Below are 12,878 nucleotides of genomic sequence, written 5' to 3' on the forward strand. Positions count from 1 at the left end.
TGGTTGATACGTATTAGAGCGATTTTTAACCAATCCTATTATAATATGAACCCCTTAATTGTACAAATGATGTACCGCATAATCAGGGCAAAAAATCGCTTCCACTGTCAAGGGTTTATGATATACTAGCTTTATTTGAATCATCAAAGGAGTCCTTCACATGACGTCAAGTGAACCGCTCTCGTGGAGACGGTTATTTGCTTTTTTTGTGCCTCTCGGCATATCTGCCTCTCTTGTCACCATCTCTCACGTTATCATCAATAGTACGCTTGCCCGCTCTGCTCACCCAGAGACGATCATTGCTAGCTATGCAATTGCCGGTAGCCTGCTCACTCTCACCGAACGCCCCTCTACCTTGTTACGGCAAACTTGTTCTGCACTCGTTCGGGATCGACTTTCTTTTCAAGCACTCACCTTTGTAACCAAAATTTTTCTCGCCTGTGTTCTTTTGATCGGATTCGCCATTGTCTATTCCCCTATTGGTACAGGTGTTTTCAAATATTTATTTGGCGTAAGTCCAGATTTGTTATCCCATGTTATCGATGTGTATGAAATTCTGATGTACGTCAGTATTTTCTCTGTTATCCGTAACGTCTATCAAGGTATTATCATAACGAATAATCGAACAAAGTGGCTGACCATCGGCATGTTATTTCGCTTAGCCGGAATGTACGGTCTGTCCCTATATTTTATCTATACTGATACGATTAATAGCGGACGTGTAGGTGCCATCATTTTTGCGGCAGGCATGATGATTGAGGCATTGGTCAGTTTTATCGAAGGAAATAACATTAAACGAAATATGCCTGCTAAGCTCGAGGAACATCCCGTCGAAACGAGAAATGATGTGTTTCGATTCTATAAACCTTTATTGCTGTCCAGCTTTGTCGCACTATTTATCGGACCGGTCATTAATATCGTGCTTGGCAAAACAACGGGTATCGCCTTAGCAATCTCTTCTTTTGCTATTGCCAGCAGTTTGATGCAGCTGATGCTGAGCTTTTTTACGTACATTCACCAGATTGTACTGAATTTTTATGAGATTGACGCGAAATTAGTCAAGAAGTTTGCACTCGTCACTGGATTTATCCCTTTTGCCATGACCGTATCGATTGCATATACACCGCTGGGTCCATGGGTGATGGAAAATGTCATGAGTGTTCAGGGAACTCTATTAGAGCAAAGTCTGTGGACGTTGCGTGCCTTTGTACTCTTTCCTCTGATCTCGCCTTTTCTGGATTACAGCAATGGGCTCATCTTATTACGAGGACAGACCAAAACGATGTTTCGCTCACAAACAGCCAATGCAATCTGCACGATTATCGTTCTTCTTATTCTAGTGAGCATCTTCCCAGCCTGGAATGGAATGATTGGAGCCGTTGCGCAATCTCTGGGGTTACTTGCGGAACTGGTTATCGTGTGGTTGGTCATTCGGCGTACGACCAAAGAACCTTCGATGTCTGCTCGATCTTCTAGGAAATCGACTTCACTGAAAGGTTAATGCTGGAAAGTTATTTAGGATTGGAGTTTTCTCAACATGAAATTAAGTCACAACGCCCGCCCAGATCAGACCTGGTTGCGGGCACTGATGTTTACTATTTTTGGTTCAACCGTACTGGTGGTTTCTTACTTCCAACTATTCTTCAGTCACCTTGGGTTCTCGCGCGCAGAAATTGGTTACCTATACGGGATTGGCCCACTTGTATCCGTGTTCTCCAACATGTTCTGGAGCATGGCGAGTGATCGTTACAAAACGGTACGCAAAGTCATGATCATCTTGCTAGCAGGGCAATTTATTACTGGTATTTTGCTAGCCAATGCGACAACGTTTGGAGAAGTCTTTATACTTGTTTCTTTATTTTACTTTTTCTATTATCCGATCTATCCGCTTGCAGACACGATGGCCATTACGACCGCTAATAAATACGGCAGGAATTTCACGACCATACGTGTATTTGGTTCAATTGGATATGCGTTCTTCGCCCTCACCATCGGCTACTTCCTTGGCTCGTTTGGAGTAGGTTGGACGATGTGGTTATGTATAGTCCTAGCTGGAACTACGTTCCTCATTAGCTTACGACTACAGGATCAACCATCCGGTGGCAGCACTAAGATGGATCTGTCGGGGTTATGGGCTATTCTAAAACGCCGAGATGTGCTAAGCTTTTTCGCCTGTGTTTTTTTGCTTGCCATGGGTCATCGAATGAATGAAGCCTTTCTCACCATTACGCTCAAAGAATTGGGCGCTGGCGAAGGTTTAATTGGCTGGTCATTACTGATCTCTTCTGTGAGCGAAATTCCAATTTTCATGTTACTGAGTAAATATGGCAGTCGGTATAAGGAGTTGCCTTTGATTGCCTTTGCAGCTCTGATGTATGCCCTACGTCTATTACTAATGTCGATATCTCATACACCTGAAGCAGTGGTTGCTATTCAATTTATGCACAGTGTAACATTCGGTATATTCTACGTTACCGCAGTTCGATACATTACCAACCTTGTGCCAGATGAATACCGCGCGACAGGTATGGCTCTCTTTACGATCGTATGGTCTAGCTTAGCCGGTTTACTTAGTGGAACATTGGGCGGACTCCTGATTCAGCATGCGGGTCGACAAACCTTTTACCTGACCGCGATGGCCTTCTCTCTAGCTGCGTTGCTTGGATTCGGCCTTAAACTATTATTCGGCGTTACTCGTCGAACAGGTTGATGAATGTGAAATCCATTCAAATTCTCAGCAAACTGAATTAAATACGTCAAAACTACACATAATGATATATAATCATCAAAAAAAGCACAGCCTCCTAAATAGGGACTGTGCTTGTGTTCGTATATTCAGCTATAAGTCATTTATAAGAAGTCCGTTGACCGGAAAGATTCTTACAATTTAGTTACGTTAGCTGCTTGAGGACCACGGTTTCCATCAGTGATTTCGAATTCTACCGCTTGACCTTCTTCCAATGTTTTAAAGCCGTCGCCTTGGATTGCGGAGAAATGTACGAATACGTCCTCGCCGCCTTCAACTGAAATAAAGCCATAGCCTTTTTCTGCATTAAACCATTTAACTGTACCTTTCAAATGAACAACCTCCTAAAAATATCGCCATCTATGGCGAATATCCTTATTATACTGTAAGCCCCTCCATTTTGCAATTTTTCTTTTTTATAAATCCCGAAAAAATTTGCTTTGAATCGTAGGGTACGGTATCATTTTACCAAAACCGTTAGTTTGGAGACTACCTATGATAAAAAAACATGAAATATACAAAACAGACAAATGGAATATGATGACTGTGGAAGTACAAGGCAAGTATCTTGTGCTTCGTGAAATCTCGGAAGAATGGGGCGAGGAATGTCATACGTTCTTAAGCCGTCCAGCCTTAATGCATTGGGCTGAGCGTCGTTTCCCAAAAGCTGATTTCGAGAACCGCGAGGATGAATGGCGCCAGCTGATGGCTGCTTTCAAAGAGGTCTAAATTGATGCAGCTCGATTCAAGTAATGTCGTCATATTTATTATTCTTGCCTTTTCCCTAGGGATTGTGCTGATTTTGGGACGTAATTCCATCCCGGATCGCCTGAGACGAGGCATGGCTCTTATCGCCACTCTTATGATTTGCTTTGCTTTTTTCCTGATTGTATATTTCCTCTACAATATGGGTGCTTAGCTTCTCAAATAATTCAACGTACGCCAGGTCATACTATATGAAATATTGGTATGGCTGAGGAGGAAATACGTTGAAATATCGCAGATCACTGGCTATTTTACTGGTTTTTAGCTTAATTCCTTCGTCTCTGCCCCTTTCAGCGGTCGAGGCGAAGACTGCTTCATCCATAGATTCATCATTACCATTAAGGAGGATTCCCATGAGTCAATTATTGAAACGTTCCGAGGTACCAACTGAACACACTTGGAAACTGGAAGATTTGTTTGCCGATCAGAAAGCTTGGGATCAGGAGTATGAAGAAGTCTCTTCTTTGACGAAGAAAGCCTCCGAATTTCAAGGCAAACTAGATAAACCCGAAGCATTAAAAGCATGTTTCGAACTGGAAGATGACATATCTCTCAAGATCGAGCGCCTTTTTGTTTACGCACGCATGCACCAAGATGAAGACACAGCTAATCCTACATATCAAAATCTTTCCCAAAAAGCGCAAAAGCTGAGTGTTCAAGTTGGGGAAGCACTTTCGTTTGTAACACCTGAGATTTTGGCACTTCCAGACAATCAACTGGATGCATTAATTGCTGATGAGCAGCTTAGAGCCTACAAGTTCACTTTAGAAGAAATGAAACGGGAAAAAGCGCATGTCCTGAGCAAAACGGAGGAAGCTTTGCTCGCCCAAGTAGGCAACCTCTCTCAAGCTCCGCAAACGATTTTTAGCATGTTGAACAATGCGGATCTCAAGTTCCCAAAAATCAAGGATGAACATGGAAACGAAGTGGAACTGACACACGGCAGTTATATTCAATTCCTGGAGAATCCGAACCGTGAAGTTCGCGAACGTGCTTTTAAGGCAGTTTATGAAACCTATGGTAAACAAAAAAATACAATTGCTGCTGCCCTAAATGCCAATGTAACGAAAAATATGTTCTATGCAGACGTACGTAAGTACCCTTCTGTACTGGAAATGTCCCTCTACGGTGACAACATTCCGAAGGACGTATACACCAACCTCGTGGATACTATTCACGAAAGCCTTCCTTTGCTGCACCGTTACATGGATCTGCGCAAGAAACTGCTTAATGTGGATCAACTGCATATGTACGATCTTTTTGCTCCACTCGTAGATGAGTACAAGATGGATATTACTTATGATGAAGCAAAACAAATCGTCAAAGACGGCCTGAAACCGCTGGGTCAGGATTATGCTGATACACTTCAGGCAGGTTATGAAAATCGATGGATCGATGTATATGAGAATGAAAACAAACGCTCAGGCGCTTATGCATGGGGAGCTTACGGCACCCATCCTTATGTCCTGCTCAATCACAAGGATAATCTGAACAGCATGTTTACACTTGCTCATGAAATGGGTCATGCGCTGCATTCTCATTATTCAGATACAACTCTTCCATATCGTGATGCGCAATACACCATCTTCCTTGCTGAAGTTGCATCCACCACGAACGAAGCATTATTGATGGATTATCTATTAAATAAATCAACCGATCCAAAAGAGAAGTTGTATCTATTAACTTATTATGCAGATCAATTCCGCACCACTGTATTCCGTCAAACGATGTTTGCCGAATTCGAGAAGATCATTCATGAACGCGCGGAGCAAGGTGACGCACTTACTCCACAGCTGCTATCCGAGATTTATTATGATCTGAACGTACAATACCACGGTAAAGACATGGCGGTGGACAAAGAAATCGAAATGGAATGGGCACGTATTCCCCACTTCTATAACAGCTTCTATGTGTACAAATACGCTACAGGCTTCTCAGCCGCAACAAGCTTCTCGAAGCAAATTCTGGAAGAGGGTCAACCTGCTGTAGATCGCTATCTTGGTTTCCTGAAAAGTGGCGGTAGCGATTACTCCATCAACATTTTGAAAAAAGCTGGCGTGGATATGTCCTCGCCGCAGCCGATCCGTGAAGCTATGAGCGTGTTCAAAGAACTGATCGAGCAGATGGAGGAATTAACTAAATAAGGTTGTTATTCCATCCCTACGACCTGCATCCCTTGCCCATTCGGGCAGGGGATTTTATAATCATTGCAGGATGCAACCTCAGGCTAATGGGGTAATGTATCTTAGTCCTGAATTGTTCAACAAGGAGGCAACACCATGAAAATGCAATGGGCGCTTATTGCAGGTCTTGTTTTTGCACTTTTTACCGGAATATTTGCTGTAATTAATGTGAATTCGGTGGAGGTTAACCTGCTCTTTAACACGTTCCAAATCCCGCTAATTCTTCTGATTCTCGGCTGTACGCTGATCGGTGGAATTATTGTTGGGTCATACGGCATCTATCGCCAATATCGACTGCAGCGTGAAAACAAACAGTTGAAGTTACGCGTATCTGAATTAGAGAATGCCAAATCAAGCACTGACACATTCGATTCCTACGCTTCGATGGATACAATCGGAACAACTGAACCGGAAGGTTCTATTGCCAATGAATCTATCGAAAGCCAGCGTAAAGGAAATCCGACAGGTACGTTGTAAAAAAGCAGACAGCCTGCTGGCCTAAGGAATGGGTGAGTTTCAACATTCCTGCCAGACAGGCTGTATTTGTTACCGCGTTCGTTCCACAACCATGATTTTGAAGGGGGAAGTTATACCATGACATTTACCATTAATGAATCTTATGTCTTAACTCTGCTAAAAAAATTGCTTGATACACCGAGTCCAAGTGGATATACTCACCATATCATCGAGATGATTCGTGAGGAAGCCGAGAAATTATCCATTCCTTTTGAACTAAACAATAAAGGCGGCTCAATTCTTACACTGGCTGGGCAAGATTCATCCAAAACGATTGGACTTAGCGCACACGTTGACACACTAGGCGCGATGGTTCGCTCAATTACTTCATATGGCACCTTGAAGCTAACGTCGGTTGGCGGTTTCTCCATGCAGAGTATTGAAAATGAATACTGTACAATTCATACTCGGGATGGTAGAAGCTACACAGGTACCATTCTCTCTCTCCACCCCTCCGTACACGTCTATCCGGATGCACGTACCTTCGAGCGAAAAGAAAATCATATGGAAGTCCGTATTGATGAGGTCGTTAATTCCAAAGAGGATGTATTGGGACTCGGCATTTGTGTCGGTGACTTCATTTCCTTCGATGCCAGAGCTGTGATTACACCAAGTGGTTATATCAAATCAAGACATCTTGATGATAAAGCCAGCGTAGCTGCCTTGTTTGGCATACTGGAGTCTGCTCACCGCGAGGGCTGGAAACCTCTACATAACGTGTCCTTGTTAATCTCCAACTACGAAGAAGTTGGGCACGGGGCATCCTATATTCCTGCTGAGATCAGTGAGATGATCGCTGTAGATATGGGAGCTATGGGTGATGATCTCAGTTGTAAAGAAACCGATGTATCGATCTGTGCCAAGGATTCTTCGGGTCCATACGACTATGAGATGACAAGCCGCTTAATTGAGCTGGCCAAAGAAAGCAAAATGGATTATGCCATCGACATTTATCCGCAGTATGGATCAGACGGCTCTGCCGCCTTACGTGCTGGTAACAACATTCGAGCTGCACTCATTGGCCCAGGGGTACACGCCTCTCATTCCATGGAGCGCACACACAAAGATGCCGTGCTAAATACCGCGCGACTGCTTACAGCATATATAACAACCAAATAAGCTGATCGTCATACAATGGGCAATTTCATAATGTAAAAAGAAGCACTTTCCGTCTACTATCAGTCTTATCAAGTTGAATACTCAGTAACCGGTATTTAACGTAAACAGGGTACGTCTTGCACCATAACATAATGGATGCAGACGTACCCTATTTAAATATTTTTATAGATATTAAGCCTAATCAGCAAGCTCAATATGTTGATGATAACGACGCTCCAAGCTCTCCTTGGTTGCCTGATGGGCACGTATTTCATTTTTGAGCACATGCATCGTACGGCGAATCGTACTTTGTCCCTCCTGCACCTGAGACTCAGCTTTACGAATTTTGTCCTGAACCATCCAATCTACGAAGAGATTATCGAAAAAATAATCAGCGAACGATAACAAACCTCCGAGTTCTAAATCGGCTTTGACTGCCATTTTGACATCATCCAGCTCCTTCTGGAAACGTTTCAGATGTCGTCCAGCTTCATTTATGGCAGATTGTGCATCATCCATCCGGCTACGCTTGATATGAGTGGATATCATCCCGCCACCCATCATATCGTACACTCCCCAGTTCCCAGCTGACTTTAGAGCCTCTGCTGCACGATCCAAAGCGAGCATTAGACGTTTACCTTCTCGTTCCGCCTCTTGTAGCTCCTTCAATTCCCCAATGACATGCTCACGATCCTCTACCATCTGTTGCAGTTCGTGATCTCTCGCTAGCAAACGGTGTTCCTTCTTGCCCCATAGCTGCTTGTAATCACTTTCCCAAAACTGAAGTTCCCGCTGTCCATCCAGCTCACGTTGTACCTGCAAACGCTGTTCTTGTATATCCTGTAACATACGGCATGCTGTGTCATACTCAGCTTTGCTTTCCATAAGCTCCAACTCTTCCTTCTCTAACTGTTCCTGTTTCTTACCCATTAAATTATAGAAAAATGCCGACAATGTCATGCGATTTAGACGATCTACATCGCTTTGTTCCTTTTCCAGATGCTCCAAACGTCGCTCTACTTTCGCTTTCCATTCGTTCTCTTCCTCATTTAGTTTCGCCAGCCTACTCTTCCACTTCTCGTAAATTCTCCCCTTTTCCTTCAGAATCGCCAATTGTTCATTTATTTCTGTATAACCCATGTGGTACCAGCTCCCTCCTATGGAATTCTTTACTTAATACAACGTAATAAAAGGAGAAACGTTTCATATATAGTCGTTAATACTTTTAAAGAAATCAAACATACGCGTAAACTTTTGTTATATAAAAAAACCCTTTTCATCAGCAACATAATGTCGCGTTTGAAAAGAGTCCTAGTTAAAACTAATAGGTTAAATCAATCTTAACTTACATCTTGGCATTGTATCTTGCCATGCTAATCATAAAACAATCTTATGATTTGCTTTTCTCAATTTGCTCTGCAAGTTCATTCAAGTACGTCCAACGTTCCATCAGTTCTTCTAAATGACGCTCAGCCTCTGCCTGTTCTGCCATTAACTCCTGCAGACGGGCGGAGTCACTGAAGGCTGCCTCCATATCGGTATTGATTCGTGCCAGATTAGCTTCAGCCTTCTCAATATTCTCATCAATTAGATCATACTCACGTTGTTCCTTGAAGCTGAATTTCAGCTTAGGCTTCGCTGTAGAAGTAGCCGACTTACGTTCATCCGTTGATGATTTGGAATCGGTACTTGCCGCCGCACCGTTTGTCTGAGAGGACGTAACCGTATTAGATGTCGCATTCTTTAACATCCATTCCGCATACTCACTATAATCGCCCACATGAACCCTTACAGCACCTTCACCTTCAAAGGAAAGAACCTTATCTACCGTACGATCCAAGAAGTACCGATCATGGGATACCACGAAGACAACGCCAGGGAAGTCATCCAGATAATCCTCTAGCACAGCCAAGGTCTGGATATCCAGATCATTCGTCGGCTCATCAAGCAGTAAAACGTTAGGTGCAGCCATTAATACACGAAGTAAATATAGTCTACGCTTCTCCCCACCCGACAACCGAGAGATTGGTGTCCATTGCGCTGTAGGCGTGAAGAGAAAACGTTCTAACATCTGCGATGCGGTAATTAGCGAACCATCTGCCGTTTTCACGTTCTCGGCAACTTCCTTGATGTACTCAATAACTCGCAGCGATTCATCCATCTCCTGATGTTCCTGTGTGAAGTAACCGAGGTTAACAGTTGGCCCCACAGAAACCTCACCAGCGTCCGGTTCTAGCTTGCCAGAAATCATCTGTAACAGCGTCGATTTACCGCTACCATTCGGACCAACGACCCCTACTCGATCTCCTGGTACAGCGATGTAACTTAGATCTTCAATCAGTTTACGTCCACCTGCAGATTTGGATAAATGCTCAATCTCCAGTATCTTCTTCCCTAACCGGGTTGAGCCAACAGAAACGTCCATTGAGCCGGAACGGTTCAGCCCTTGTTGATCCTTCAATTGCTCATAGCGATCAATTCTCGCTTTTTGTTTGGTCGTACGAGCTTTAGCACCGCGTCTAATCCAAGCAAGCTCTGTACGCAGCAGATTTTGCCGCTTCTGCTCTGATGCAGACTCACGTTCTTCTCGCTCTGCTTTTAATTCTAGGAAACGGGTATAGTTAGCCTCGTACCGGAATAATCGTCCATGGTCTAGCTCAAGCATGACATTAGCAACACGATCGAGGAAATACCGATCATGCGTAATCATCAAGAGAGCTCCACGACGTTTTTGCAAATATTGCTCCAGCCACACAACAGAGTCATTATCAATATGGTTGGTCGGCTCATCCAGAATAAGCAGTTCACACGGATGAATTAACGCAGAAGCTAGAGCTACCCTTTTACGCTGTCCTCCAGACAATGTGCCCATACGTGCATCAAACTGTCGTATACCCAGCTTAGATAGAATGCTTTTGGCTTCGCTTTCCATCTGCCAGGTCTGGAGCTGTTCCATCTGTTGATTCAAACGCATCAGACGCTCTTGCAAGGCTGGGTCAGAAGAATTAAGTTCCAATAATTCCATCGTTTCGGTATATTCACGCACTGTCTTCATCTCAGGGCTGTCGCCTTCAAACACTTGTTGCAGTACGGTATTGTCTGGATTGAATTGAGGATTTTGCGCGAGAAATTGAATGCGTACATCGTTCCCGATGGCAATCTGTCCACCATCTGCAGGCTCAATGCCTGATATTACACGTAGGAACGTTGACTTTCCTGTTCCATTCACACCTACGACCCCAATTTTATCTTGATCCCCCATACCAAATGAGGCATCCTTGAACAATATTTTTTCGCCATAGCTTTTTGAAATTTGCTCTACAGTCATTATGTTCATTGTTTGTACCTACTTCTCTGTAAATTGATATTCGATATAAGTTGTTACAGCGTTCTACACTTGAATGAACGAACGGCAGCCATCCAAGAACAGTGCAGCTGCAAAGGAAATGCGTTTGTTCAGATCGTCCTCGTTAAACTCCGGATTAAGCATAATGTCCATTTTCAGCCGATCTAGAATTCCAATATAAGCCTCAGCTAACAGCACAGGCTCAGGCACATTGGCGCTTTTCAGCACCTCACATACCATACTCATATATTCATTCATGAACCCTTTCATAAACTTCATCAGATCAGGGTCATTATTAGGTGCCATAAAAAATAGTTTAGTATGATTACGCCGCTCATAATAATAAGTTAAATGCGTTTTCGCGATAGCACCAAGCTTGTCACCCGTATTTTCATTGGATTTCAAAGCATAATCAAGCCGGCTAATAAAGCTATTACAATCCCGCTTCGATACGGCAATAAACAATTGTTCCTTACTTTTAAAGTATAAATAAATCGTGCCCTTTGCAATGCCTGCCTCGTCTGCAATATCAGACATCTTGGTCTCATAAAATCCTTTTGAACCAAAGATACCATAAGCCGCATCCAGAATAGCCTCTGATTTGTCTCCTTGAACAGTACTCAACAGTACTCCCTCCCTACAACGCCAAAATAATCCCCAATACAATAGCCAAACATCCGCCAATGACCGAGCTTAGTACGTTTACCAGATCATTACTCATCCATGACCATCCACGCGAATGCACTGTTGCATGGCCGCAATGTTCAGCAACCTCGACCTCGCGTCCGCACACTGTACAACGATACATGTGCTGGAGCGTCGCACCTAGATAAGAATCTGCAAATGCGCCTCCAAGCCCGCCGACTAGTCCAACCATCATCCAACCGAATAAGCCTAGCCCTTCCAGTCCCGCAATCCAGGAAAAGAAAAACGCACCTAATCCGATTAATGCTCCACCCACAGCAGCAGCCATAGTTCCTAGCCAGGATACCCCTCCCGAAGTACCAGGTGTAAGCACCTTCCATGTCACTACTGAGCGTGGTGGTCTACGACTCAGGCTTCCCCACTCCGTCGCCCATGTATCCGATGTAACGGTAGCCATTACACCGATAAATGCATACATCCAGAATGGATGTGGAGCAATCCAGTTTCCTAGACACAGCACCATGCCTATGCCACCGTTAGCCAGCACTTGACCAGCGTCCCGGTTTCCTGTTTTGGCATACGACTTTTCCAGCTCCTGCTTGCGATCCTTATGATATTTGGAGAGTAGCGTTGAGGTGATGAAAAATAATAGCAGCGTCCCAAACCAGAACAGGTTACCTGCCCCATAATAAATCGTACCCATCAGCACAGCCGCTAGGCTGCCAGATCGAGTAAGTGATTTTTTCCGGTAGGCTGCTCCAGCTACGATTAAAGCGCACACCGCGCCAATGATCCAGTTCATACATTCTCCTGCACATGGTAGCTCACATCGCCCACATGTTCTTTTTATTTTTGAAATCTAATTATACCACGGTTTGATCCTAATGCCGAAATACGAACTCACTAGCTAATCACAAGATAAACTCCGCCCAAAAGATGGAATTTATTACCACATGTGTTTTATCTCTATTTAAGTTTGACTTCAGGTTCTTCAATTACACTAAATCTAGAACTAGTACATAGCAAGTGAACTTTAATAATTCCAAATTGAAATGAGGATGACCTTTATGAATATGAAACGTGTAATCATTGTTGGTACGATGATCGTAACGATGTCTTTTGCCGGAACGGCTTGGAGTAAGTCCGCAATTACACCGATTCCCCTTGCCAAATGGTCTATTATCAGCATGAATGCAACGGAACAGAGTGAACAGAAAGAGGATGCGTTGCTTCATGCGCTTAATCAAACTACGGACGTCGCACTCGTTCGAGATTTGTATGCCGGTAAATCGCTACGAATGATCGCTGAGGCGAACGACGGTGATATCGATGCGGTCATTGAACTACAAATCGCTGAGCTAAGCAAACAGTTGGATGAGCGACTCGCGAATGGAAGCATTAGCTTGGAACAGCATACTGCACAACAAGCAGAGCTCACCTCGGTAGTGACTAAGAGCGCTAATACCTCATATCTATCCATCTAAGTTGCAGAGACAGTTACTAGGCTTAACCAGCTATCCATTGGCATATAAAAAAGGAGCGTTTACACGCCCCTCATGTTACTCACAAGCAAATGCTC

The 12,878-nt window shown here is 43.7% G+C and carries 13 protein-coding genes; 8 read left to right on the forward strand and 5 right to left on the reverse strand.

The features are described from left to right. Positions 1 to 160: 160 nt before the first annotated feature. Positions 161 to 1,501: a polysaccharide biosynthesis protein gene (locus tag MH215_RS08940; protein ID WP_239289725.1), complete on the forward strand. Its 1,341-nt coding sequence runs from the start codon at positions 161 to 163 to the stop codon at positions 1,499 to 1,501. 36 nt (positions 1,502 to 1,537) lie between these two features. After that, positions 1,538 to 2,710, forward strand: a complete 1,173-nt coding sequence (locus tag MH215_RS08945; RefSeq protein ID WP_239289726.1) for an MFS transporter — start codon at positions 1,538 to 1,540, stop codon at positions 2,708 to 2,710. Between the two features lie 170 nt (positions 2,711 to 2,880). On the opposite strand, the gene MH215_RS08950 is transcribed toward MH215_RS08945, so the two are convergent. Next, positions 2,881 to 3,078: a cold shock domain-containing protein gene (locus MH215_RS08950; protein ID WP_056700251.1), complete on the reverse strand. Its 198-nt coding sequence runs from the start codon at positions 3,076 to 3,078 to the stop codon at positions 2,881 to 2,883. A 163-nt stretch (positions 3,079 to 3,241) separates the two neighbouring features. On the opposite strand from MH215_RS08950, the gene MH215_RS08955 reads away from it, so the two are divergent. The 5 genes from MH215_RS08955 (at position 3,242) to MH215_RS08975 (ending at position 7,329) form a co-directional block, all read left to right on the forward strand. Beyond that, positions 3,242 to 3,475 carry a hypothetical protein gene (locus MH215_RS08955; protein WP_056700248.1) on the forward strand — a complete coding sequence of 78 codons (234 nt, stop codon included), beginning with the start codon at positions 3,242 to 3,244 and terminating at the stop codon, positions 3,473 to 3,475. A 4-nt stretch (positions 3,476 to 3,479) separates the two neighbouring features. Continuing rightward, on the forward strand, positions 3,480 to 3,665 hold the full coding sequence (locus MH215_RS08960; RefSeq protein ID WP_056700245.1) for a hypothetical protein: 186 nt from the start codon (positions 3,480 to 3,482) through the stop codon (positions 3,663 to 3,665). 199 nt (positions 3,666 to 3,864) lie between these two features. Next, positions 3,865 to 5,655 (forward strand): oligoendopeptidase F, encoded by a 1,791-nt coding sequence (pepF, locus tag MH215_RS08965; RefSeq protein WP_239289727.1) that lies wholly within the window; start codon positions 3,865 to 3,867, stop codon positions 5,653 to 5,655. Between the two features lie 135 nt (positions 5,656 to 5,790). Continuing rightward, positions 5,791 to 6,171 (forward strand): LapA family protein, encoded by a 381-nt coding sequence (locus MH215_RS08970; protein ID WP_145046022.1) that lies wholly within the window; start codon positions 5,791 to 5,793, stop codon positions 6,169 to 6,171. A gap of 117 nt (positions 6,172 to 6,288) precedes the next feature. Then, complete coding sequence (locus MH215_RS08975; protein WP_239289728.1) at positions 6,289 to 7,329, forward strand: M42 family metallopeptidase; 1,041 nt, start codon at positions 6,289 to 6,291, stop codon at positions 7,327 to 7,329. A 177-nt stretch (positions 7,330 to 7,506) separates the two neighbouring features. Here MH215_RS08975 and MH215_RS08980 read toward each other — a convergent pair whose 3' ends face one another. From MH215_RS08980 to MH215_RS08995, 4 genes are all read right to left on the reverse strand, one after another. Next, positions 7,507 to 8,448 carry a hypothetical protein gene (locus tag MH215_RS08980; protein ID WP_239289729.1) on the reverse strand — a complete coding sequence of 314 codons (942 nt, stop codon included), beginning with the start codon at positions 8,446 to 8,448 and terminating at the stop codon, positions 7,507 to 7,509. 250 nt (positions 8,449 to 8,698) lie between these two features. Further along, positions 8,699 to 10,645, reverse strand: a complete 1,947-nt coding sequence (locus MH215_RS08985) for an ABC-F family ATP-binding cassette domain-containing protein (protein WP_239289730.1) — start codon at positions 10,643 to 10,645, stop codon at positions 8,699 to 8,701. 54 nt (positions 10,646 to 10,699) lie between these two features. After that, a complete protein-coding gene (locus MH215_RS08990) occupies positions 10,700 to 11,278 on the reverse strand; it encodes a TetR/AcrR family transcriptional regulator (RefSeq protein ID WP_056700222.1) in 579 nt (192 codons plus the stop codon). Between the two features lie 13 nt (positions 11,279 to 11,291). After that, entirely contained in the window at positions 11,292 to 12,101 is an 810-nt protein-coding gene (locus MH215_RS08995; RefSeq protein ID WP_056700219.1) for a DUF92 domain-containing protein, read from the reverse strand. A 265-nt stretch (positions 12,102 to 12,366) separates the two neighbouring features. On the opposite strand from MH215_RS08995, the gene MH215_RS09000 reads away from it, so the two are divergent. Next, a complete protein-coding gene (locus MH215_RS09000; RefSeq protein ID WP_239289732.1) occupies positions 12,367 to 12,783 on the forward strand; it encodes a hypothetical protein in 417 nt (138 codons plus the stop codon). Positions 12,784 to 12,878: the final 95 nt, after the last annotated feature.

Source organism: Paenibacillus sp. ACRSA (genome assembly GCF_022346845.1).
Classification (GTDB): Bacteria; Bacillota; Bacilli; order Paenibacillales; family Paenibacillaceae; genus Paenibacillus.